General features: G+C 69.1%; 19 protein-coding genes and 8 pseudogenes. 17 read left to right on the forward strand and 10 right to left on the reverse strand.

The annotated features are described in order from the left end of the window. Positions 1-1,264: 1,264 nt before the first annotated feature. From C7T91_RS17580 to C7T91_RS39640, 3 genes and pseudogenes are all read left to right on the forward strand, one after another. Positions 1,265-1,546 carry a GntR family transcriptional regulator gene (locus C7T91_RS17580; RefSeq protein ID WP_108260383.1) on the forward strand — a complete coding sequence of 94 codons (282 nt, stop codon included), beginning with the start codon at positions 1,265-1,267 and terminating at the stop codon, positions 1,544-1,546. A 53-nt stretch (positions 1,547-1,599) separates the two neighbouring features. After that, positions 1,600-1,860: pseudogene (locus C7T91_RS39635) on the forward strand (ACP S-malonyltransferase); the annotation flags it as partial. Further along, positions 1,836-2,279: pseudogene (locus tag C7T91_RS39640) on the forward strand (TOBE domain-containing protein); the annotation flags it as partial. The pseudogenes C7T91_RS39635 and C7T91_RS39640, both read left to right, overlap by 25 nt. Before the next feature lie 4 nt (positions 2,280-2,283). On the opposite strand, the pseudogene C7T91_RS17595 reads toward C7T91_RS39640, so the two are convergent. After that, positions 2,284-3,219, reverse strand: a pseudogene (locus C7T91_RS17595) (inorganic phosphate transporter); the annotation flags it as partial. Between the two features lie 20 nt (positions 3,220-3,239). On the opposite strand from C7T91_RS17595, the gene C7T91_RS17600 reads away from it, so the two are divergent. The 5 genes from C7T91_RS17600 (at position 3,240) to C7T91_RS17620 (ending at position 6,664) form a co-directional block, all read left to right on the forward strand. Continuing rightward, positions 3,240-3,614, forward strand: coding sequence for a 2-oxo-4-hydroxy-4-carboxy-5-ureidoimidazoline decarboxylase (locus tag C7T91_RS17600; RefSeq protein ID WP_108260385.1), 375 nt, complete (start codon positions 3,240-3,242; stop codon positions 3,612-3,614). Beyond that, on the forward strand, positions 3,611-4,603 hold the full coding sequence (locus tag C7T91_RS17605; RefSeq protein WP_108260386.1) for a TRAP transporter substrate-binding protein: 993 nt from the start codon (positions 3,611-3,613) through the stop codon (positions 4,601-4,603). The genes C7T91_RS17600 and C7T91_RS17605 overlap by 4 nt, the downstream gene beginning before the upstream one ends. A 4-nt stretch (positions 4,604-4,607) precedes the next feature. After that, positions 4,608-5,087, forward strand: coding sequence for a TRAP transporter small permease (locus C7T91_RS17610; RefSeq protein WP_108260387.1), 480 nt, complete (start codon positions 4,608-4,610; stop codon positions 5,085-5,087). Continuing rightward, positions 5,084-6,364 carry a TRAP transporter large permease gene (locus tag C7T91_RS17615; protein WP_108260388.1) on the forward strand — a complete coding sequence of 427 codons (1,281 nt, stop codon included), beginning with the start codon at positions 5,084-5,086 and terminating at the stop codon, positions 6,362-6,364. Before C7T91_RS17610 ends, C7T91_RS17615 begins: the two co-directional genes overlap by 4 nt. Before the next feature lie 99 nt (positions 6,365-6,463). Further along, a complete protein-coding gene (locus C7T91_RS17620) occupies positions 6,464-6,664 on the forward strand; it encodes a hypothetical protein (protein ID WP_108260389.1) in 201 nt (66 codons plus the stop codon). Positions 6,665-6,865: 201 nt separating this feature from the next. On the opposite strand, the pseudogene C7T91_RS17625 reads toward C7T91_RS17620, so the two are convergent. Further along, a pseudogene (locus C7T91_RS17625) lies at positions 6,866-8,521 on the reverse strand (ATP-dependent metallopeptidase FtsH/Yme1/Tma family protein); the annotation flags it as partial. A gap of 195 nt (positions 8,522-8,716) precedes the next feature. On the opposite strand from C7T91_RS17625, the gene C7T91_RS17630 reads away from it, so the two are divergent. The 8 genes and pseudogenes from C7T91_RS17630 (at position 8,717) to moaB (ending at position 14,630) form a co-directional block, all read left to right on the forward strand. Beyond that, the gene (locus C7T91_RS17630; protein ID WP_108260390.1) at positions 8,717-10,192 is read left to right on the forward strand and encodes an aldehyde dehydrogenase; all 1,476 of its coding nucleotides are present in this window, start codon (positions 8,717-8,719) and stop codon (positions 10,190-10,192) included. Between the two features lie 168 nt (positions 10,193-10,360). Further along, on the forward strand, positions 10,361-10,486 hold the full coding sequence (locus tag C7T91_RS17635) for a hypothetical protein (protein WP_330848868.1): 126 nt from the start codon (positions 10,361-10,363) through the stop codon (positions 10,484-10,486). Continuing rightward, positions 10,486-10,635 carry a hypothetical protein gene (locus C7T91_RS32700; protein WP_161555969.1) on the forward strand — a complete coding sequence of 50 codons (150 nt, stop codon included), beginning with the start codon at positions 10,486-10,488 and terminating at the stop codon, positions 10,633-10,635. Before C7T91_RS17635 ends, C7T91_RS32700 begins: the two co-directional genes overlap by 1 nt. 142 nt (positions 10,636-10,777) lie before the next feature. Beyond that, positions 10,778-11,278, forward strand: a pseudogene (locus C7T91_RS36070) (SLC13 family permease); the annotation flags it as partial. Between the two features lie 77 nt (positions 11,279-11,355). Continuing rightward, positions 11,356-12,090: pseudogene (locus C7T91_RS17645) on the forward strand (ferritin-like domain-containing protein); the annotation flags it as partial. Positions 12,091-13,061: 971 nt separating this feature from the next. Then, a pseudogene (locus C7T91_RS17650) lies at positions 13,062-13,511 on the forward strand (uracil-DNA glycosylase); the annotation flags it as partial. Then, positions 13,508-14,098, forward strand: coding sequence for a metallophosphoesterase family protein (locus tag C7T91_RS17655; RefSeq protein ID WP_108260393.1), 591 nt, complete (start codon positions 13,508-13,510; stop codon positions 14,096-14,098). The pseudogene C7T91_RS17650 and the gene C7T91_RS17655, both read left to right, overlap by 4 nt. 1 nt (position 14,099) lies before the next feature. After that, positions 14,100-14,630, forward strand: coding sequence for a molybdenum cofactor biosynthesis protein B (gene moaB, locus C7T91_RS17660; protein ID WP_108260394.1), 531 nt, complete (start codon positions 14,100-14,102; stop codon positions 14,628-14,630). Between the two features lie 418 nt (positions 14,631-15,048). Here the strand turns inward: moaB and C7T91_RS17665 are convergent, their stop codons facing one another. From C7T91_RS17665 to C7T91_RS17675, 3 genes are all read right to left on the reverse strand, one after another. After that, positions 15,049-15,216 carry a YdcH family protein gene (locus C7T91_RS17665; protein ID WP_108260395.1) on the reverse strand — a complete coding sequence of 56 codons (168 nt, stop codon included), beginning with the start codon at positions 15,214-15,216 and terminating at the stop codon, positions 15,049-15,051. A gap of 118 nt (positions 15,217-15,334) precedes the next feature. Then, positions 15,335-16,096: a tRNA1(Val) (adenine(37)-N6)-methyltransferase gene (locus tag C7T91_RS17670; protein WP_108260396.1), complete on the reverse strand. Its 762-nt coding sequence runs from the start codon at positions 16,094-16,096 to the stop codon at positions 15,335-15,337. A 5-nt stretch (positions 16,097-16,101) separates the two neighbouring features. Continuing rightward, positions 16,102-16,317: a putative signal transducing protein gene (locus C7T91_RS17675; RefSeq protein WP_108260397.1), complete on the reverse strand. Its 216-nt coding sequence runs from the start codon at positions 16,315-16,317 to the stop codon at positions 16,102-16,104. A gap of 55 nt (positions 16,318-16,372) precedes the next feature. On the opposite strand from C7T91_RS17675, the gene C7T91_RS17680 reads away from it, so the two are divergent. Next, positions 16,373-17,374, forward strand: coding sequence for a polyprenyl synthetase family protein (locus C7T91_RS17680; RefSeq protein ID WP_108260398.1), 1,002 nt, complete (start codon positions 16,373-16,375; stop codon positions 17,372-17,374). Between the two features lie 75 nt (positions 17,375-17,449). Here the strand turns inward: C7T91_RS17680 and C7T91_RS17685 are convergent. The 5 genes and pseudogenes from C7T91_RS17685 to C7T91_RS17705 all read right to left on the reverse strand — a co-directional run bounded on the left by C7T91_RS17685 (position 17,450) and on the right by C7T91_RS17705 (position 21,032). Beyond that, positions 17,450-17,966: pseudogene (locus C7T91_RS17685) on the reverse strand (GHMP family kinase ATP-binding protein). Beyond that, positions 17,941-19,122 carry a tetratricopeptide repeat protein gene (locus C7T91_RS17690; RefSeq protein ID WP_161555971.1) on the reverse strand — a complete coding sequence of 394 codons (1,182 nt, stop codon included), beginning with the start codon at positions 19,120-19,122 and terminating at the stop codon, positions 17,941-17,943. Before C7T91_RS17690 ends, C7T91_RS17685 begins: the two are co-directional and overlap by 26 nt. A 13-nt stretch (positions 19,123-19,135) precedes the next feature. Continuing rightward, positions 19,136-19,408, reverse strand: coding sequence for a VOC family protein (locus tag C7T91_RS17695; RefSeq protein WP_236638305.1), 273 nt, complete (start codon positions 19,406-19,408; stop codon positions 19,136-19,138). Further along, complete coding sequence (locus C7T91_RS17700) at positions 19,405-20,325, reverse strand: alpha/beta fold hydrolase (RefSeq protein WP_161555973.1); 921 nt, start codon at positions 20,323-20,325, stop codon at positions 19,405-19,407. The genes C7T91_RS17695 and C7T91_RS17700 overlap by 4 nt, the downstream gene beginning before the upstream one ends. Before the next feature lie 53 nt (positions 20,326-20,378). Next, positions 20,379-21,032, reverse strand: a complete 654-nt coding sequence (locus C7T91_RS17705; protein ID WP_108260401.1) for a glutathione S-transferase family protein — start codon at positions 21,030-21,032, stop codon at positions 20,379-20,381.

Consider the following 21,032-nt stretch of genomic DNA (forward strand, 5'->3'; position numbering starts at 1 on the left):
ATCGGGCTGCCGCCTGCCGGTTCCGCCGGCCGGCCCGCTGCGCTAGTCTGGGGCGCGAGCAACAGGAGGCGACACCCGCATGATCCGACGCCTAGCCGGGCGGCTTCTGGGCCGGTCCGGACCGCCCCGGCCAGCGCGCGGGCGGCGGCCTGCGGACCGGCCTCGCCGGCCAGTACGGCGGCCTCGGCGGCATTGGCGCTGATCCAGTCGGCACGGGCCATAACCGGATCGAGAAGGCTCTGCGGAATCTCGGCCACGACCGGCGAGGGATCGAAGACCAGCCGGAGGCTGTCCGGGAGCGCGGCCAGCCATCCGGCCAGCGCGTCACGCGCCCCGGAATAATGCAGCGAATAGCCGGAGACCATCACCCAGCCGATCTCCGACAGGTCGATCGCTTCCAGCATGGCGGGCGTGATCTCGCCCTCGGCGCCGGGATATCCCACGAAGCTGCGCTCGCCGTCGGGTTCGAGCAGCACGGTGCAGCAGCCCTGGTCGCGGTCCGCGAGCGCCGGGCGGGCGCAGGCGATGCCGAGCGCGTCAAGCCGGCCGCGGATCACCAGCGCCATCGGGCCGGAGCCAAGCCGCTCGGTGCAGCGGCTGGGCATGGCCGACCGGGTGCTGGCCGATATCCTTGCAGCGCAGGGGCGGTTGCCGGAGGCGCGCCGACTGGCAGAGGGCAATCTCGGCCGGATCCGCGCGCAGGTCGCGCGCGAGGCGCGGCTGGCCACGTATACGCGCGAGCTGCGGCCCCGCGAGATCCGGCGCCAGGCCGGACAGGCGCTGGACCTGATCTGGGCAACCTCCGCAAGGGACGAGCTGGCCGGAGACGTGTTCCGGGCGATCCAGATCCTGCATCTCGCCATGGGCGCGCGTGCGTCGAACCGGCTGGAGAGCCCGGAGGGTGCCGCGGAACGCCGGCTCGTGTCGCGCATCGCCGGGCTGGAACGGCTCATCCGGGATGGCGGCGGGGACGAAACCTTCCGCCCCGAGCTGGATGCGGCGCGGGAGGAACTGGCCGGCCTGCGGGGCGGCGCGGGGCGGGGCCCTGCGGCCTCGGGACGATACGCGGGCCTCCGCCGAGTCGGGCACGGCGCCGGATGGCCGGCGGATGCCCGGAGGTTGCGCATCCGCGCCCTCCGGCCGCCCGGTTTTGCCGCATCGGGCAAACATCCCGCCTTGAAGGCCGGGAACCCGTCGCCGGTCCGCCGGGTTTGCGTGCAAGTCTTGTATCCAAGGCTGATATGCAAGACCGGGACGGCGGGACATGCCCAGGGCGATCGAGACCACGCTGCTTTCCGCGATCGTCGAGGGACGGATCGCGCCGGGCAGCCGGCTGAGCGAAAACCGCCTGGCCGAGGCCTTCGAGGTCTCGCGCACGCTGGTGCGCGAGGCGCTGACCCGGCTCGAAACCCGCCACATCGTCTCCGTCAGCCCGCGCCGCGGCTGGTTCGTCAACCGCCCCACCGCCGAGGAGGCGGCCGCCGTCTTGCTTTTCGGCGCTGCGGCGGGGCGGGGCGCGATTGGAACGGGCGGCGGCTTTGGCTAAGCCGCTCGGCAAACCGACGGAATTGCAGAACCACACAGCTGGAGGAGCTCGCCATGACGCGCGCATATGTGTTTCCCGGGCAGGGCGCCCAGACCATCGGCATGGGCAAGGCGCTGGCCGATGCCTATCCCGGCGCCCGGGCCGTGTTCGACGAGGTGGACGAGGCGCTCGGCGAAAAGCTCTCGGCGCTTGTCTGGGAGGGCGACATCGCCGAACTGACGCTGACGCAGAACGCGCAGCCCGCGCTGATGGCCTGTTCGCTGGCGGCGGTGCGCGCACTCGAGGCCGCCAGTCGGGCGCGCCCTACCATGTCTACAACGCTCCCGTCGACAAGGCGGCGGCGGCGTTCTTCTCGGATATCAACGTGCTCAAGGGCACGGTGCGCGGCGCGACGACCGAGACGCCCTTCGGGTCCTTCTTCGCGCCGGGCGTGCCCGACGGCACCGAGGTGGAGATCGTGATCCGCCCGCAGCACCTTAAGATCGATTTCGACCGCGGCGGCAAGGGCCCGGCCCCGACGCCCGAGCATGGCGTTCCGGCGCTCGGCCGGGTCCGGCGGGCGCGCTATCTCGGCCGCGAGAGCCTGGTGGAATTCGACATGGAATTCGACGGATCGCGGCTCCAGGCGGTGATCCCGGGCGTGTTCCTGCCGGAGGAGGGCAAGCCGCTCTGGCTGATGATGCGGCGCGACCGCTGCCATGTCTTTCCGGTGGCGGCGCCGCTGGCGCGCTGAGGGCTCAGCGCGCGAGGGCCTGGAGCACCAGGCAGATCACCGCGGCCAGGACCGCGGCGGCGGGGACGGTGACGACCCAGGCAGCGACGATGGTCAGGAAATGCGAGCGGCGCACCAGATGGCGGCGGGCGCGTTCCTCGGCGGGCAGCCGCTTGGCGGGACCGCCGCGCGCCTTGTCGAGGCGCCGCTCGTGGTCCCATTCGCGGAAGAAGCCGACGCCGAAGACGCCGCCGATGGTGATGTGGGTCGAACTGACCGGCATGCCCGCCATCGAGGCGACGATCACGATGATCCCGGCGGCGAGCGCCACGCAGGAGGCCCGCAGCGGGTTCAGCCGGGTGATCTCGTCGCCGACGAGCCGCACCAGCTTGGGGCCGAACAGGCTGAGGCCCGCGGAAATGCCGAGCGCGCCGATCACCACGACCCAGACCGGGAAGGCGACGAAGGCCGACGGGTGCCCGCCGGAGAGCGCCTCGACAATGGCGGCGAGCGGACCCACCGCATTGGCCACGTCGTTGGCGCCGTGGGCGAAGGACAGGATCGCCGCCGACAGGATCAGCGGCAGGCGGAACAGCAGCTTCAGCGAGCGCTTGCGGTTTTCCAGCCCGGCGGACTGGCGGCGCAGCAGCTGGCGCGAGCCCGCCCAGGAACCGAGGCCGAGCGCGGCGCCGACGAGGAATTCCAGTCCCGACAGATAGGGTGCATGGCCGGGAAAGCCCTTGAGCACCAGGTAGAAGGAAAAGACCCCGGTCATCGTGCCGATCAGCACCGGCACCCAAGTGCAGGCGGCGGCGATCTTGTCGTCGCGGCGGACCACCAGGCGCTCGAGCAGCGCCAGGATGGCGGCGGCGAGCACCGCGCCCGCGATCGGCGAGACCACCCAGGTGGCGGCGATGGCGGCCAGCCGGTCCCAATGCACCCGAGGCGATCCTCGCTGCCCCGCGCCGCACCCGCATCGCCATGTTCCGCGCCCATCCCGCGCTGGCGGGACGCGAAGCGGCCGAAGGCAGCATGACTGCCGAGTCCACCGGCGAACAGGGGCGGCTCGGCCTCCTGTCGCTGAGCCGCACCGACGCGGCGCGGCTCGCCCGGCTCAATGCCGCCTACGAAGCGCGCTTCGGCCATCCCTTCATTCTCGCGCTGCACCGCATTCCCGACCTCGGGGCGCTGTTCGACACGTTCGAACGCCGCCTCGGAGCCACGCCGCTGGAGGAACATGCCTCCACCCTGGCCGAGATCGCCTCGGTGATCCGGTCCCGCACCGCCGCCGCCTTCGGCGCCCCCGAAACCGACCAGACCGTCCCGTCCGACATCCGCAGGGAGCAAGCCCAATGACCTTCGCAAAGACCCTTCTCGCCACTTCCGTCCTCGCCCTCGCCGCCGCATCTGCAGAGGCCAAGGACGTGATCCGCGTCGCCGGCAATTTCGCCACCGAACATTCCTCCTCGCTGGCGATGGCCAAGTTCGAGGAAGAGCTGGAGCGGCTCTCGGGCGGCGAGATCGACGTCAACATCTTCCCCGCCCAGCAGCTCGGCGGCGCCGCCGAAAACGTCCAGGCCGTCAAGATCGGCGCGATCGAGATGATGTGGGTCGGCACCGCCTACCTGACCCGCACCGTCCCGGAGCTGGAAATCATCGGCCTGCCCTTCCAGTTCCCCGACCGCGAGACCGCCTTTGCCCTCGTCGACGGCCCGGTCGGCACCGCGCTCGACGCCAAGCTCGCCGACGAGGGCATGGCCTCGATAGGCTACATGGAGCTCGGTTTCCGGCAGCTGACCAACTCGAAGCACCCGGTCACCTCCGTTGACGACATCGCCGGGCTGAAGATCCGCCTGCAGCCGAACGAGACCCATCTGGCCACCTTCCGCGCGCTCGGCGCCAATCCTGTCGCGATGGACGTCAAGGAGCTCTACTCCGCGCTGGAGCAGGGCGTGATCGACGGCCAGGAGAACCCCTTCGCGATCATCAACGTGGCGGGCTATGCCGAGGTGCAGAAATACGTCTCGGATACCGGGCACTTCTTCGACTTCATCTCGGTGATCTCCAACAAGAAGTGGTTCGACAAGCTCGATGCGGAAAAACAGGCGATGGTCCGCGAGGCGATGGCGACCGCGATCGACTATCAGCGCGAGCTGGCCGCCGAGCAGGACGCCGCGGGCCTCGCCAAGCTCGAAGAGGCCGGCATGACCTACAGCCCGGTTTCCGCAGAGTTCGCCCAGGGCCTGCGCGACGCCACCGCGGGCGTGGCCGCCGAAACCAAGGCCCGGCTCGACCCGGCGCTGGTGGAGCTGCTCGACGCCGAAGCCGCCAAGATCGGCATGTGAGCCGATGGCCCCGGCCCTCTCCATGATCCTCGCGCGCGCCGACCGGGGCGCGCGCTTTCTCGTGATGGCGGGCGCCGCGGCGATGGTCGCCGTGGTCTCCGCGCAGGTGGTGATGCGCTATGTCTTCAACGGCTCCTTCGACTGGGCCGACGAGGCCAGCCGCATCGCCTTCGTCTGGACGATCTTCCTGGCCATTCCGCTGGGCATCCGCGACGGCAGCCATGTCGGCATCGAGCTTCTGGTCCGCCGCTTTTCCCCGCGCGTCCAGCGGGCGCTGGCGCGGGTCATGAGCGGCCTCGCCGCCGCCATGCTGCTGGTGGTCTGCGTCACCTCCGTCCGGGTCGCGCAGATGACCTGGTCCGAGCGGCTGGGCTCGGTCGACCTGACCTCCGCCGTGTTCTTCCTGCCGGTGATCCTCGGCGCGCTGCACGCCGCGCTGCACCTGATCGACCTCGCCCTCAACCCCGCGGACCCTGCGCCATGAGCCTTTTCGTGATCGTGTGTTTCCTTGTCCTCGCCTTTCTGGGGATGCCGCTGGCCTTTTCGCTGGGCGTCTCGGCGCTGGCGGGACTGTGGCTGTCGGGCTTCGACCTGCTGGTGCTGCCGCCGCGGCTGATGAATTCGGTCAATTCCTTCCCTTTGATGTCGATCCCGCTCTTCATGATCGCAGGCGAGCTGATGCTGAAGGGCGGAATCATGGAGCGGCTGGTGGATTTCGCCAATGCCTTCATCGGCCGCGTCCATGGCGGGCTGGCGCAGGTCGCGGTGATCTCGGGCGCGGGCCTCGCCTCGGTCTCGGGCGCCGCCGTGGCGGACGCCTCGGCGCTCTCCTCGACGCTCGTCCCCTCGCTGAGGAAGCAGTACGGCCTCGGCTTCTCCACCGGCATCGTCGCGGCAGCCGCCAATCTCGGCCCGATCATCCCGCCTTCGGGGGCGATGATCGTCTATGCCTTCATGGCCGGGTCCAGCGTCTCGGTCGGCGGCATGTTCATGTCGGGCGTGGTGCCGGGGCTGATCCTCTTCGCCCTCTTCATGCTGCTCTGCCGGATCATCTCGAAGCGCCGCAACTATCCGCTGGCCGGCGAGCCCGTCAGCCTCGCGCGCATCCTGCACGAGCTGCGCCGCAGTTTCCTCGTCTTCCTGATGCCGGTCATCGTGATCGGCGGCATCGTGATCGGCGCCTTCACCCCCACCGAAGGCGCGGCGATCGGCGTCTGCTACGCGCTGGTGCTGGGCTTCTTCGTGACCCGCAAGCTGACCGTCGCGGACCTGCCGCATGTGCTCCTGACCGCCGCCAAGACCTCGGCCGTGGTCGGCGCGATGATCGCCTTCGCCTCGACGGTGACCTTCCTCTTCACCATCGACATGCTGCCGATGAAGCTCGCGGCGCTGATGCAGGGGGTGACCGACAGCCCCTTCGCCTTCCTCTGCCTCGTTGCGGCGATGCTGCTCATCGTCGGCATGTTCCTGGAATCGAACGCCGCCTACATCATGCTGGTGCCGCTCTTCCATCCGATCGCGCTGCAATACGGCATCGACCCGCTGCATTTCGGCTTCCTTTTCGTGCTGAACCTGGTGATCGGCATGCTGACGCCGCCGGTCGGCGTGGTGCTTTTCGTGGTGACCGGCATCACGGGCGTGAAGATGGGCGACCTGGTGCGCGAAAGCTGGCCCTTCATCGCCGCGATGTATGCGGTGCTCCTGCTGTGCATGCTGGTGCCGGGCGTCGTCACCTGGCTGCCGGAGCAGCTGGGATACTGACCCGGATCCGGCACCCAAGCCATTGAAACCGCGCCTTTCCATGCTTACATGGATGGGTGCGGGAGGGACCGGTTCCATCCCGCAGAAAGGGAGACGGACATGCAGAACGTCCTCCAGTTCCTCCAGGCCCAGATCGCTGTCGAGCACCGCCGCCCGCCGCAGGACGGGGTGATGAAGCTCTCCGATTCGGAGCCGTTCCCTGCCGCGCCGAAAGCCGCGCGGTCGCCGCCGGACCGTCCCGCCGGGACGCAGGACGATCCCGGTCCGGACCATCCGTTCCCGGTGCGCGCCGCCGGATGATCCCGCGAGGACCGCCCTGCACCGCAGGCGGTCCTTTCCCTGTCCGGCCATGGCCTTGCCGCTTGCGAAATGCCGCCCGGCGGCTAGTTTCGGCGCCATGGGGATCCGACCGCCGTCCGCGCGGCCGGCCGGAGAGGAGCAGACATCATGGGCGATGCTCTGGCCGAGGAACGGGCTGTCCTCGCTCTGGCGCAGGTCGACCGGGCCGAGCCCTTCGGCCATGCCCCAGCGCGCCACCATCGAGCGGGCCAGCTGCGTGGCGCGGCGGATGTCGTCATCCGCGCCGGAACTGGCGGTGCCGATCATCTCCAGCTCGGCCGCGCGCCCGGCGAGCAGGATCGCCAGCCGCACCCGCAGGTAGTCTTCTGGCAGCGTATGATGCTCTTCGCCTTCCAGCATGTGCGTGCCGCCGAGGCTCCGCCCGCGCGGGATGATCGTCACCTTGTAGAGCGGATCTGCCCCCGGCAGGTAGAAGGCCGCCGCGGTGTGCCCGGCCTCGTGCACCGCCAGACGATGGCGCTCCTCGGGCTGGATCGCCAGCGTCCGCACCGTGCCCATCATCACCTTGTCGCGCGCCTCCTGCAGGTCCGCTGCCGCGATCGCCGCCGCCTCGCGCCGCGCGGCATTGATCGCCGCCTCGTTGAGCAGGTTCTTCAGATCCGCGCCGGAAAATCCCGGCGTGCCGTCGGCGATCGCCGAGAGTTCCTCCGGGTCGGCCAGCGGCAGGTCCTTCGCATGGATGCCGAGGATCGCGCGCCGCCCCGCCCGGTCCGGCAGCGCCAGCTCGACATGCCGGTCGAAGCGTCCGGGCCTGAGCAGCGCCGGGTCGAGCACGTCCGGCCGGTTGGTCGCAGCCAGCACCACCACCGCCTCGCGCCCGCCGAAACCGTCGAGTTCGGCCAGGATCTGGTTCAGCGTCTGCTCGCGCTCGTCATGGCCGCCGCCGAGCCCCGTGCCGCGGGTCCGGCCGATGCTGTCGAGTTCGTCGATGAAGATCACCGCCGGGGCGACCTTGCGCGCGGCTTCGAACATCTTGCGCACCCGCCCGGCGCCGACGCCGACGAAGACCTCGATGAATTCCGAGCCGGAGGTCGAGAAGAACGGCACGTCCGCCTCCCCGGCCAGCGCCTTGGCCAGGAGCGTCTTGCCGGTGCCCGGCGGCCCCATCAGCAGCACGCCGTGCGGCACGGTCGCGCCGACCTTCCGGAAGCGCTCGGGTTCGCGCAGGAACTCGACCAGTTCGGCGACCTCCTTCTTGGCCTGCTCCTGCCCCGCGACATCCTCGAAGGTCACCCGCACCGGCGTCTCGGCCGGCGTCGAGAACCGCCCGGAGAACAGCCCGCCGAAGCCGCCGGCCATGTTGCCGAACTGCCCGGTCATCCGGCGCGTCGCCCAGACATAGAGGCCGAGGATCAGGAGCCAAGGCAGCAGGAAGGGCAGGAAGGACCCCTGCGGCGGCGGCTCCGCCGTCACGTCGACGCCCTGCGCCTCGAGAAGCGGCAGCAGGCCGGGATCGGGCTGGGCCGGGGTGACCGCCCGGTAGCGGGTCTGCGATGCCGCTCCTTCGGGCGGGGCGAGGGTCAGCGCATGCTCGGACAGCACCGCCGATCCGGCCAGGCCGTCCTGGACCATCTCCTTGGCTGCGGTGTAGGACACGGTTTCCACCGGCGTCTGCGGCGCCCCGGAAAAGGTCGACGCCAAGATCGCCGCCAAGAGCAGCCATCCCGCCACCTGCAGCCAGAGCCGCGGCGCCGGATCGTCTCCGTCTGATTTGCGCGGCCGGTTTCCGGACATGTGCGCACCCCGCTTTCCGTCCGGAGTCTCGCCCGGATGGCGCGGGGCCGCGTTGACCTGCATCAACCGGGCCGGCGCCTCCTGTCCAGGCCCGGCATCGGAAGCTCCTGTGGCTACCACAGGCCGCGGAGGCGTTTCGGGGCGTGGGCGCAGCGGCTATCCCGTAAGGCAGGGATGGACGGCCGCCGCGTTGCCGGGAAGGCGCCGCAGGCACGTCCCGGCCGGCACGGAGCCCGGCCGTCCGGGAGGAGGATGTACATGAGAGATTACGGGCATTGGATCGACGGCGCCGAGCAGGTTCCCGAGGGCACCGGCTGGATCGAGGCGATGGACCCCTTTCGTGGGACGGCCTGGGCGCGCATCCCGCGCGGCCGGCCCGAGGATGCCGGGCGCGCCGTCGCCGCCGCGAAGCGTGCCATGACGACAGGGCCTTGGGCGACCATGTCCCAGACCGGGCGCGGCAAGATCCTGCGCCGCATCGGCGACCTGGTCCTCGAGCATTCCGCCCGCCTCGCCGAGATCGAGGTCCGCGACAACGGCAAGCTGATCGGCGACGTCAGGGGCGCGCTGCAGTTCAAATCCGACATCTGGACCTATTACGCGGGCTATGCCGACAAGATCGAGGGCGCCGTCATCCCGATCGACAAGCCCGACACGCTGGCGCTGACCTTCCCCGGCCCGGTCGGCGTCGTGGCGGCGATCACCGCCTGGAACTCGCCGCTGCAGTTCCTCGCCGTGAAATGCGCCCCGGCGCTGGCCGCGGGCTGCGCCGTGGTGGTGAAGCCCTCGGAGCATTCCTCGGTCAGTTCGCTGGAATTCGCCGCCATCACCCGCGAAGCCGGACTGCCCGACGGCGTGCTGAACGTGGTCACCGGCTTCGGCCAGGATGTCGGCCCGGCGCTGGTGGAGTCCCCCGACGTCGCGCTGGTGACCTTCACCGGCTCGGACGCGACCGGCGCGCGCATCTACCAGCAGGCCGCGCGCGGCATGAAGCGGGTGGCGATGGAGCTGGGCGGCAAATCGCCGAACATCATCTTCGAGGATGCCGACCTGGAGGCCGCGGCGGCCGGGGCGATCTCGGGCATCTTCGGCGCCACCGGCCAGATGTGCACTGCCGGGTCGCGCCTCCTGGTGCAGAACTCGGTGAAGGAGCAGGTCACGCGGCGCCTGCTGGAGATGGCCCGGACCATCAAGATCGGCGATCCGATGGACCCCGGAACCCAGATGGGCCCGGTCTCCAACAAGCCGCAATTCGACAAGGTAATGGACTATATCGGCATCGCCCGCGAGGACGGCGCGGAGCTGGCCTTCGGCGGAAGGGCCGCCGAGGGTCCGGGGCTGACCGGCGGGCAGTTCGTCGAGCCGACCATCTTCACCGGCGTGGAAAACGGCATGCGGATCGCCCAGGAGGAAGTCTTCGGCCCGATCCTGTCGGTGATCGGCTTCGAAGACGAGGCGGATGCCATCCGGATTGCCAACGACATCGATTTCGGCCTCGCCGCCGGGGTCTGGACCAAGGACATGGCGCGGCTGATCCGCATGTGCAAGGCGGTGGAGGCCGGCACGGTCTGGGCCAACACCTACCGCACCTACAGCTTCATGGTGCCGTTCGGCGGGCGCAAGCGGTCGGGGATCGGCAAGGAATGGGGGATCGAGGGCATCCGCGACTTCATCGAGACCAAATCGGTGATGATCTCCACCGCGACCGCCGCGCCGAGCTTCATCCCGCGCTGAAGCGGGACAGACTGGCGGCCGGACAGCTCCGGCGGCCATGACCGGCCCGCATGCCCCGCGCTGCGGGCCGTTGCAGTTTCCGGACCGCCTGCGGCCGCTGTCCCCCGACAGGGGGATACCGCGGCGCCGGCCTTCCGCCTAGCCTCGCAGACAGGGAGAGAGAACATCATGGACGACGAGTTCGACTATATCGTGGTCGGCGCCGGATCGGCAGGCTGCGTGCTGGCCGCCCGGCTTTCGGAGGACCCGGCCGCGCGCGTGCTGCTCAGGACGCGCTGGCCGCGGCGGGCCTGATGCCGCTGTCCGGGCCGCCGGTCCTGACCGAAGCGCAGCGCGGCACGCTGATGCCGCTGCATCCGGGTCCGCAGATGCTGCTCTGGCAGGACCGCCGCAAGCGGCAGCGCCATCTGGCGGCCTGGGCGGAGTCGATCCGGGCCTCCTGACCCGCTGCGGGCGAGTTTCCTGACCCGGGGCTGACCATGCCCTGACCCCTTCCTGACCCGGGGCGGAAAACCGCCCCGGCCGCTGGACAGACCGTTCCGGGACACGGCAACCGGGACCGAACGGGCTGCCAGGGAGGAAAAAATGCTCGCGCTTTCGGGACTCATCATCGTCATCGCAGTGGTCGCGCTCTTGCTCAGCGGTCGGGCCTCGCCGATCGTCGCGCTGACATTGGTGCCGCTCGTCGGCGCGCTGCTGACCGGCTACGGACCGGACGAGCTGACCGAGTTCTTCTCGGCAGGCCTCGGCCGGGTGATGCAGGTGGCAACGATGTTCGTCTTCGCCATCGTGTTCTTCGGGGTGATGCAGGATACCGGCCTGTTCCGCCCGGTGATCGACGGGCTGATCCGCCTGACCCGCGGCAACGTCGTCTTCGTTGCCATGGGCACGGCGGCAATCGGCATCGCCGCGCATCTCGACGGGGCGGGCGCGACCACCTTCCTGCTGACGATCCCGGCACTGCTGCCGCTCTACACCCGGCTCGGGATGAGCCGCTACCTGATGCTGATGCTGCTCGCCACCGGCGCGGGCGTCACCAACATGCTGCCTTGGGCGGGTCCGCTCGGCCGCGCCGCGGCGGTGACCGGCATCGAGGTGACGGAGCTGTGGCGGCCGCTGATCCCGGTCCAGGTGTCCGGCGTGGTGCTTCTGCTGGCGCTGGCGGCTTGGCTCGGCCTCCGCGAACGCCGCCGGATCGAGGCTGCCGGATCCGGCCGTCGCGCCCTGAGCGGCCCGAACTCTTGCCGCCGAAGGACGTGCCGCGGCGCCGTCCGGGCAGCGAGGCCGGGCGCAAGGCGCTCCTGCATGCGGTCGCGCATATCGAGCTGAACGCGGTCGACCTGCACTGGGACATCATCCCGCGCTTCGCCCATGTGAAGATGCCGATCGGCTTCTACGACGACTGGGTGAAATCGGCCGACGAGGAGTCGAAGCATTTCCGGCTGGTCTGCGGCTGCCTCGAGGAGCTGGGGAGCCATTACGGCGATCTGCCCGCCCATGCCGGGATGTGGCGCGCCGCCGAGGACACGGCCGGCGATTTCCTCGGCCGCCTCTCGGTGGTGCCGATGGTGCTGGAGGCGCGCGGGCTCGACGTGACGCCGGGCATGATCGGGGTGTTCCGCAAGGCAGGCATGGAGAGCGCCGTCGCGGCGCTGGAGACGATCTATGCCGAGGAGGTCGGCCATGTCGCCTATGGCTCGAAATGGTTCAACTTCCTCTGCGGGCGCCACGAGCTGGACCCGAAGGAGACCTTCCACGAGCTTGTGCGGAAATACTTCCATGGCGCGCTGAAACCGCCCTTCAACGAGGAAAAGCGCGCCGATGCCGGGCTGCCGCCGGATTTCTACTGGCCGCTCGCCGAGGAGACCCCGCAGGGCAAGCGCGGCCCGGACGTCTGAGGCGGCGCCGCGCCCCGGGCCAACCTTGCCCGGCCTCCCTCGGCGCTTCCCATCTCGGGCCGGGGCCGCGCTCAGGGACCGTTCGCTGTCCCCCGTGCACCGGAACGCACCGGAAAGGGTTTCTGCCCACCCGGCCCCGGCACAGCGGCGCCCGCAAGAGCCTGTCCTGCAGCCGATCCCGCCCCGACACCGGGCGGCGTCACGGCCCGGTCCCGTCCCGTTGCAGGGCGGTGCTGCGCCAATCCGGGCGGGAGGCACCATGCCGTGCCCCCGACATGCCAAGTCCGCGGCATGGGCAGACCGGAAAGACGGCGCGCGGAACCGCCAACGGGCAAAGCCGCAATCAGGCCCGGAGGCAGCGAAGGTCCCCGACCTTTTTCCTCGATACTTCTATGCAGCGGGACACGCGGCCGCAGGCTTGCGCAAGGTGAACAAGGAGGATCAGGACATCTTCCGGGAGAGGTCCGGGCAGGCCGCGGCTAATCCCCGGGGGAAAATCGGCAGGCCGGGCGGGCGCCGCACTGCCAGGCGAATGCGATCCCGGCCTGCCTGTTCCAAAGGGGCTGCCGGGGCTGCCGATACGCAAGGCCACCAGCTTGGCGGCAAGCTTTCCGGAATTCCCGAGGAGCAGATCTGCCCTGCCGGACTTCAGCTCCCTGTCCCAGTCGCGGAGCGGGACGGGACCGTGGCGCCGGCGGTGCCGCGCAAGTCCGGCAACCAAGGACATCGCCATGTCCTGCAGCGGCGCATCTGCCCGTCCCCTACCGGACGGCGAACGGCCCCGGCCTCCAGCTGGAAGACCGCGGCGGATGTCAACCGCGCGCACATGGCGCCGGGAAACGGCGCGGGGGAGGATGCGCCCGGACCGGCATGGCGGCCCGCTCGCGGCGCGAGATCCGCCTTGGACTTGACGCGGAACGGGAACCGTCCGGGGTGCAGTTCCGCACGCAGATGGAACTTCGGGCGGTCCGGGCGAGGCGCCGGGCCGCGACGAGGACCGGATGGGCCGGCCCTTCGTCGGCCGCGCCGGACAGCTGCTCGACCGGATGCTGGGCGCGATCGGCCTGTCGCGCGGGGCCCCCGACAGCGCTCAGGCCGTCTACATCACCAATGTCCTGCCCTGGCGGCCGCCGCAGAACCGCGACCCGAAGCCGGACGAGATGTCAATGCTGCTGCCCTTCCTCGAACGCCATGTCGCGCTCGCCAAGCCCGAGGCGCTGGTGCTGATGGGCAATGCCGCCTGCCAATGCGTGCTGCAGGCCCGCGGCATCACCAGGCTGCGCGGGAGCTGGACGCAGGGGTTCGGCCTGCCGGTGCTGCCGATGTTCCACCCGGCCTATCTGCTGCGGAACCCCCAGGCCAAGCGCGAGGCCTGGGCCGACCTGCTGGAGCTTGCCGCGCATCTGGAGACGCCGCGATGAAGATCCTCGCCTTTTCCGACCTGCATTGCGACCGGATTGCCGCGGAACGGCTGGTCGAGGCCTCGGCCGAGGCCGATCTGGTGGTGGGCGCGGGCGATTTCGCCTCGGTGCATCGCGGGCTCGACCGCACGATGGAGGCAATCCGCGCCTTCGAGGACAAGGCGCTCTACGTGCCCGGCAACAACGAGACGCTCGAAGCGCTGCGCGCCGCGACCCGCGCGCCGGTGCTGCATGGCGAGGCGATGGAAATCGGCGGCGTGACCTTTGCCGGGATCGGCGCAGCCGTCCCGCCGCTGCCGCCGCTGCCCTGGCACTCCTATGACCTGACCGAGGACGAGGCTGCGGCGATGCTGGCCCCGATCGGGGCCGCCGACGTGCTGGTCTGCCACTCGCCGCCCCACGGCATCGCCGACCGACTGGATGACGGGCGCCGCATCGGCTCCACCGCGCTGCGGGCCGCGATCGAGCGGATCCAGCCGCGGCTGGTCTTCTGCGGCCATATCCATGGCTGCTGGGGCGAGAGCGGCATGATCGGCACGTCCCGGGTCCACAATTTGGGCCCCGGCATCAACTGGTTCGAGGTGTGAGATGGCAGAGCGCAGCTTCATCCAGGTGCGCATCGCGCTCCTGACCGTCAGCGACACGCGTTCCCTCGCCGAGGACAAGTCCGGCGACCTTCTGGAGGGGCGCATCCGCGAAGCCGGCCACCAGCTGGCCGCGCGCACCATCCTGCGCGACGAGCGCGCCGAGATCGCGGCGCAGCTGCGCGTCTGGTGCGCCGATCCGGAGATCGACGTGGTGATCTCCACCGGCGGCACCGGGCTGACGGGCCGCGACGTAACCGTCGAAGCGCACCGGGATGTCTACGAGAAGGAAATCGATGCCTTCGGGACGGTCTTCACCATGGTGTCGATGCAGAAGATCGGCACCTCCGCGGTACAGAGCCGCGCAACCGGCGGCGTGGCGAACGGCACCTATCTCTTCGCCCTGCCCGGCAGCAGCGGCGCCTGCCGCGACGCCTGGGACGAGATCCTCGGGCGCCAGCTCGACTACCGCCACATGCCGTGCAATTTCGTGGAGATCCTGCCGCGGCTCGACGAGCATCTGCGCCGCAAGTGAGCCGCCCGGGTTGCGGAACCGTTATCGAAGCGTTTCCAAACCTTCTACATCTCTCAGCGCTTCGGCCGGGTCACTTAACCCTCATGCAAGACTGCAGCGCTAATCTCTGCTGGCCAAGGATGGTTGGCAGGTAGCGAGTGTGGTCCATTCCAGGCCAGGTGGGTGGGGTCCGTCCGAAAGGCGGACCCCTTTTCCGTGTCCGGCCGCTGTCTCGGATCCGCAGCGGGTCAACCTTCGGACATCCGGAGGCAGACACCGACCGGGGACATGCCCGGCCGCACAATGCAGTCCAATCGGTTCTCGGTGAAAATGCGGGCCGCCTTGCGGACCTTGGGGAACCCATGCCGAACCTGAGCGGCGCGGCACGGATCCCGGACGTTCTGTCATGTCCGGACGAACCGGAACCAGGCGCTGCGGATCAGCCGCGGCTCAGACGCTCGATCTCCTCCTTGAGATGCAGCTTCTGCTTCTTCATGCGGGCGATGTCGTGGTCGCTGACGCCTGGGCTGCGCTGCGCCTCTTCCACCATTGCCGAGAGAGTTCGGTGCTTCTTCTGAAGTTCCTGGATATGGATCGTCAGGCTCATATGTCGTCTCCTCTCTTGACTACACTTCCCGAGACCAGCACAGGCGGCGATTCATGTCACGTCCCGCTTTGGTGATGGCCCCGGATCGGCACGCTGGCGCCCAGGCGTTACAAAACCTTTAATCTGCAAAGCCGACAAGCGCCTGACCATCGCGGAGCACCGCCTCGATCGGTGCCGAATAGCCGTCCCATGCGTCACCATGCCGCATGCCTTTGTGCATTACCAAAGCCGGGCGCAGCTGGAATGGCGTTTTCCGTCCTTTTACCGCCCTCAGGAGAAACAATCCTGCGGGGGCGCCGCCGCGCGGCGCGATCGGCAGGACCTGCACAGCCCCCAGCCGGTGGTCCAGCGCGCAGAGCACTTCGGGCAGCCGCTCGATCCGCTGGATCATGGTCATCACCCCACCGGGGCGCAGCCTGCGCGTCGCCACCTCGACCCAGTCGGCCAGCCGCGTCTCGCCCGCCCGGGCGATGTCGCGCCCGGCATTGTCCGAGCGGCTGCCCTCCTCGCGGCTGAAATAGGGCGGGTTCATCATGACATGGTCGAAGTCGAGATTGCGCACCTCTTCGGGCAGCCGCATCAGGTCGGCCTCCACCACCACCAGCTCGGTCGCGCTCTCGGCGGAATTGCGCCGCGCCAGGGCGGCATAGTCCGGCTGGACCTCGACGCCGCAGAGCCAGAGCTCCTTCACCCGGCGGTGCAGGCAGAGCGAGGCGACCGCCGCGCCGCAGCCGAGCTCCAGCACGAACTGGCCGGGCTGCGCCGGCACCGCCGCCGCCAGAAGCACGGCATCCACGCCGGTGCGGAACCCCGCCTTCGGCTGCCAGGCATAGACCTGACCTCCGAGAAACGCGTCATGTGTCAGCTCGATCTCGTCCATGTCTCTCATTCGCTCGGAACTATCTCGTTGTCTCGCAGGACGATGGCGGCATGCGCGTAATCGACGTCCCGCACCATGAGACGTCTTGGCAAGACGCCGATCGACCCTTCGAGAACGCTCATGTGGACGTCCATCGGGAAGCAGTCTATACCCTCCCCATCGAGAAGGGCGGTGGCGAAGGCAATGATCGTAGGATCGGTCGTGCGCAAAAGCTCTCTCATGTCAGGCAGTTAAAAATTACCCGGCAAAGATGTCGAGAGTATTGACGGAAGCGTGATGGGATTGGACGACGCGGCAGTGAAACCACACGAGCAGCTGGCCAGCATTCTGGCCGGCGACATGGAGGCCGTCGGCGTCCTGATCCGCGAACGCATGGCCTCGGAACATGCCCCGCGCATCCCCGAAGTGACCGCGCATCTGGTCGAGGCGGGCGGCAAGCGGCTGCGGCCGATGCTGACGCTGGCCGCCGCGCGGCTCTGCGGATACGAGGGCACGGACCATGTCAAGCTGGCCGCGACGGTGGAGTTCATCCACACCGCGACGCTGCTGCATGACGACGTGGTCGACGAAAGCAGCCAGCGGCGCGGACGGCCCACCGCCAACCTGCTCTGGGACAACAAGTCCTCGGTGCTGGTCGGCGACTATCTCTTCGCCCGCTCCTTCCGGCTGATGGTCGAGCCCGGCAACCTGCGGGTGCTGGAGATCCTGTCCGACGCCTCCGCGGTGATCGCCGAGGGCGAGGTGCTGCAGCTGACCGCCGCCTCGAACCTGGCCACCAGCGAGGAGATCTACCTGAACGTGATCCGCGGCAAGACCGCGGCGCTGTTCTCGGCGGCCTGCGAGGTCGGCGGCGTCATCGCGGGCGCCCCCGAAGCGCAGGTGAAGGCGCTCTACGGCTATGGCGATGCGCTGGGAATCTGCTTCCAGATTGTCGACGATTTTCTGGATTACGGCGGCGCGGGCGACGGAATCGGCAAGAACATCGGCGACGACTTCCGCGAGCGCAAGCTGACCCTGCCGGTGATTCGGGCGATCGCCGCCGCGGACGAGACCGAGCGGGATTTCTGGAAGCGCACCATCGAGCGCGGCCGCCAGGAAGAGGGCGACCTCGAACAGGCGCTGGCGCTGCTGGCAAAGCACGGAACGCTGGATTCGACCCGCGCGACCGCGATCGACTGGGCCGGGAAGGCCAAGGCCGCGATCCTGGAGCTGCCGCCGTCGGAGCTGCGCGACGTGCTGCACGATCTGGCCGATTACGTGGTCGAACGGGTGATCTGACCGGCGCCCGTTGCGAATGCCGAAGCGCGCCCTCGGGGGCGCGTTTCGCGTTTCAGCGGACGGAAAACCGTGCAGCTATAGGAGCTTGCCGCTCTCGACCCACCAGCGCGGCTGGGCCCGCGACAAGAGGGCAGCGGCGCATTGCGCCGCCTCCGCCGACAGGAACAGGCCGAAGCAGGTCGCCCCCGATCCCGACATCCGCGACAGCATGCAGCCCGGCTGGCGCGCCAGCGCCGCCAGCACGTCGCCGATCACCGGCGCGAGGGCTGGCCGCCGCATCCGACGAGCCGCCGCCGATCCCCGCCGCGGCCGGCAGGCGCTTTTCGAGGGTGATGGCCACAGGCGGCGCCCCGGCGAATTCGGCGGCCTTCCAGACCAGGTTGCGGTCATCTTCCGGCACGCCGGCGGCGCGCGGACCGGTCACCCGCAGCGACATCTCCGCCGCAGGCTCGACCGTGACGCTGTCTTCGATGGCGGCAAAGGCCACCAGGCTGTCGAGCAGGTGGTAGCCGTCCTCGCGGCGCCCCGTGACATGGAGCGCCAGGTTGATCTTGGCCGGAGCGGCCTCAGTTGCCTTCGCTGTTGGTTCCAAGCGGCTCCGCCCCTTCCTCGGCCAGCACCTTGTCCAGGCCGACTTCCAGCTTGCGCCGGATCCGGTCGGGATCGACTTCTTCGTTGGAACTGCCGTACTCGGTGAAACTCAGCGCCCGGCGCCACATGAACTGCGCCTCGAGCTTGCGCCCCACCGCCCAGTAGACATCGCCCAGATGGTCGTTGATCACCGGATCGATCGCCATGATCTCGGCCGCGTGCTCCATCGGCGCGACGGCCTCCTCGTAGCGGCCGAGCCGGTAGTAGACCCAGCCCAGGCTGTCGGAAATGTAGCCGTCATCGGGGCGCTGCTCCGCGGCCAGGCGGATCATGTCGAGCGCCTCGTCGAGGTTCTCGCGGCGCTCGACGAGCGAATAGCCCAGATAGTTCAGCACCCGCGGCTCGTCCGGGGACAGCTCCAGCGCGCGGCGGAAATCGGCCTCGGCCTCCGGCCATTCCTTGAGCCGCTCCAGCGTGATGCCGCGCGCATAGAAGATCTGCCAATCGCCCTGTCCCGGCTCCTCGATCAGCTCCACCGCCTTGTCATAGGCCACGCGGGCGGCCTCCCAGCGCTCGTCCGAGGTCAGCGCATCGCCCAGCGAGACCTGAACCTCGACGAGATCCGGATAGGATTTCGACAGCTGGTTCAGCACCTCGATCGCCGCATCCTTGCGGTCGGCATAGCGCAGCGCATTGGCGCGGCCGAACTCGGCCTGCAGGAAGGCGGGATGCTCGCGCGGCACCTTGTCGTAGAGATCGCTGGCAAGATCGTAATTGCCCTGCTCGTCGAAGATGCTCGCCACCATCAGCAGCGCGTCGACATTCTCCGGATTCAGGTCGCGGGCGGCCTGGGCATAGACCAGCGACAGGCTGTTGCCCGCCTGGCCATAGAGCACCTGCGCCATGGTGTAGAACGCCTCGGCGATGCCTTCGCGGGCGCTGGAGATGCTCGGCGGCACCGCCTCCCCGGCCTCGAGCTTGGCGACCAGATCGGCCATCTGCGGCGCGACCGCGCCGTCATAGGCCTCTGCGAGCAGCGCCAGCGCCTGTTCGGTGTGGCCAAGCTGGCTCTGCACCTCGGCGCGCAGACGCAGCCCGCGCCCCGACAGCGGCAGCGGTCCCTCGCTCTCGCCCGAGAGCACCGTTGGATGGGGCATCCACCGCATCAGTTCAGTCCGTCTCGGCCTGATCGTCGGTGTAGACCTGGAGCGAGTAGGCATCGTTGGGCCGCACTTGCGGACCGGCATTGAGCAATGCATAGGGCAAGCCCAGCAGCGTCATCTCAACCACCTGAACGCTGCCCGCAGGCCCGCTCGGCGTCTCGCCCCGCAATCGCACAATCCGGTCCACATGGCTGTCCGGAAAGGTTACCGCATAGAACTCGGCAGCGGCTTCGGCCTCGGTGTCGAACCAGAGGAATACGGCGGCCTTGCGCTCCGTCATGGCCTGTCCCATTTACGGTCAAAGGCAGCATCGCCGGTTCCGGCCGTGGTGATCCGGTGGTCGATAAGGGGCAACAGCCAGTCCGAGCGGCTCGTGATCGAGAGATGTGTGGTGTCCGGCAGAACCGCCAGCTGTGCCCCTATGAGCGCCGCCATATGCGCAGCATGGTCGACCGGGATGAAGTCGGTGTCGCCGAGGGCGAGCAGGGTCGGAACCGCGAGCGTGGCAAGCTCCTCGTCACTCCAGCCCCAGTCGGTGACAATGAAGGCCTGCAGCTGCGCAAAGGTGCGCTGGAACTGCTCCGGGCCATCCGGGTTGTCGGCGAAACCCGCACGCATGCGGGCGAAGTCCTCTTCGCTCGGCAGCAGCTTCAGCGCCTCCGGTGAAGGCGAGGCCTGTGGGTTCCGGTTCATCTCCGCGATGGCCCGATGCATCCCGTCGAGGTTCTGGCTGGCCGAGATCGCGGTCAGCGTGGCAAGGCGCTCTGGCGCGAAAACTCCCAGATCCAGCGCCAGCATGCCGCCCATAGAAAAGCCCACGACGTGAACCCGCTCGACGTCGAGCGCGTCCAGCACGGCCAGGGTGTCTGCGCGCATTGCCGCCAAGGTGACCGGCGTGTCACGTCCGCCGGTCCGCCCATGGCCCTGTTGTTCCACCCCGATCACCGGGCGCCTTGCGGCGAGGGACGGCAAGAGGGCACCGAAGTCCGCTTCGATGGTGCCCATGCCGCCATGGAGCACGAGAATTGGCACCGTACCGGAGCCGAGATCGCCGTGTACCTGATAATAGATCCCGAGGTCCCCGGACATGGCTCGGCCCTCGGTATCCTGCGCCAGCGCGGGCGTGGCCATCGCTCCGACAAGGACCGAGGCCTGCATGGCCCCCTTGCAGGAGCGTGAAGTCGAAGTCAGGTTCATCATTTCCTCCTCCCATGCGTTGTGGTCTTCCCCTGGGAACGGCAAGCTGCCGTTCATGCCTCGCGGGTCTCGTCGGCCCTGGAGAAATGCGCGATCTGGTCCGCATGTGCCCTGGCAAACGCCGGCCGCGCACAAATCCGCTCGATGTAGGCATCGGTTGCGGGATAGTGGCCGATCCCACGAACCCAGGGCGGACGCAGGACGTCGGCCAGAATCAAATCCGCCGCGGTGAAGCGATCATTCACCAGCCAGTCGCGCGCCGTCAGGACGTCTTCCAGCACAGCAAGACGGGCCCGCAGCCAGCCCTCCAAGGGGTTCTCCGGCGGGGACGACAGTCCGACGAACCACCAGGGCACGCTGACCATCTCGACAGAGTTCAGGGCCGACAGGATCCAGGACAAGGTTTTCGCCCGCAGCATCCTCTCCTGCGGCATGAGCGCTTCGCTCTTCTCCGAGAGGTGCAGCAGACAGGCACCACTTTCGAACAGGCTGACATCCCCGTCCGTCAAGTAAGGCACCTGCCCGAAAGGCTGCATGGCAAGATGCTCTGCCCCGCGATCCTCGAAGGGCACGGAGCCCACGCGATAGCTCAGCCCGGCCTCTTCGCAGGCCCAGCGAAGCCGCAGGTCACGCACATAGCCCCGCGGCCCCTCCGGCACCCAGTCGAAGGTCCAGATCGTCAGCTGCTCTGGTGCCGTCTGGTTCAT

Source organism: Mangrovicoccus ximenensis, assembly GCF_003056725.1.
In the GTDB taxonomy this organism is placed as follows: Bacteria; Pseudomonadota; Alphaproteobacteria; order Rhodobacterales; family Rhodobacteraceae; genus Mangrovicoccus; species Mangrovicoccus ximenensis.

Excerpts from the sequence above, each read along its gene's own strand:
- C7T91_RS17630 (WP_108260390.1), top strand. The coding sequence starts at position 8,717 with ATGAGAGATTACGGGCATTGGATCGACGGCGCCGAGCAGGTTCCCGAG.
- moaB (WP_108260394.1), top strand. The coding sequence starts at position 14,100 with ATGGCAGAGCGCAGCTTCATCCAGGTGCGCATCGCGCTCCTGACCGTC.
- C7T91_RS17655 (WP_108260393.1), top strand. The coding sequence starts at position 13,508 with ATGAAGATCCTCGCCTTTTCCGACCTGCATTGCGACCGGATTGCCGCG.
- C7T91_RS17600 (WP_108260385.1), top strand. The coding sequence starts at position 3,240 with ATGTTCCGCGCCCATCCCGCGCTGGCGGGACGCGAAGCGGCCGAAGGC.
- C7T91_RS17610 (WP_108260387.1), top strand. The coding sequence starts at position 4,608 with ATGGCCCCGGCCCTCTCCATGATCCTCGCGCGCGCCGACCGGGGCGCG.
- C7T91_RS17670 (WP_108260396.1), bottom strand. The coding sequence starts at position 16,096 with ATGGACGAGATCGAGCTGACACATGACGCGTTTCTCGGAGGTCAGGTC.
- C7T91_RS17665 (WP_108260395.1), bottom strand. The coding sequence starts at position 15,216 with ATGAGCCTGACGATCCATATCCAGGAACTTCAGAAGAAGCACCGAACT.
- C7T91_RS17705 (WP_108260401.1), bottom strand. The coding sequence starts at position 21,032 with ATGAACCAGACGGCACCAGAGCAGCTGACGATCTGGACCTTCGACTGG.
- C7T91_RS17695 (WP_236638305.1), bottom strand. The coding sequence starts at position 19,408 with ATGACGGAGCGCAAGGCCGCCGTATTCCTCTGGTTCGACACCGAGGCC.
- C7T91_RS17615 (WP_108260388.1), top strand. The coding sequence starts at position 5,084 with ATGAGCCTTTTCGTGATCGTGTGTTTCCTTGTCCTCGCCTTTCTGGGG.
- C7T91_RS17620 (WP_108260389.1), top strand. The coding sequence starts at position 6,464 with ATGCAGAACGTCCTCCAGTTCCTCCAGGCCCAGATCGCTGTCGAGCAC.
- C7T91_RS17675 (WP_108260397.1), bottom strand. The coding sequence starts at position 16,317 with ATGAGAGAGCTTTTGCGCACGACCGATCCTACGATCATTGCCTTCGCC.
- C7T91_RS17580 (WP_108260383.1), top strand. The coding sequence starts at position 1,265 with ATGCCCAGGGCGATCGAGACCACGCTGCTTTCCGCGATCGTCGAGGGA.
- C7T91_RS17680 (WP_108260398.1), top strand. The coding sequence starts at position 16,373 with ATGGGATTGGACGACGCGGCAGTGAAACCACACGAGCAGCTGGCCAGC.
- C7T91_RS17690 (WP_161555971.1), bottom strand. The coding sequence starts at position 19,122 with ATGCCCCATCCAACGGTGCTCTCGGGCGAGAGCGAGGGACCGCTGCCG.
- C7T91_RS17700 (WP_161555973.1), bottom strand. The coding sequence starts at position 20,325 with ATGAACCTGACTTCGACTTCACGCTCCTGCAAGGGGGCCATGCAGGCC.
- C7T91_RS17605 (WP_108260386.1), top strand. The coding sequence starts at position 3,611 with ATGACCTTCGCAAAGACCCTTCTCGCCACTTCCGTCCTCGCCCTCGCC.
- C7T91_RS17635 (WP_330848868.1), top strand. The coding sequence starts at position 10,361 with ATGGACGACGAGTTCGACTATATCGTGGTCGGCGCCGGATCGGCAGGC.
- C7T91_RS32700 (WP_161555969.1), top strand. The coding sequence starts at position 10,486 with ATGCCGCTGTCCGGGCCGCCGGTCCTGACCGAAGCGCAGCGCGGCACG.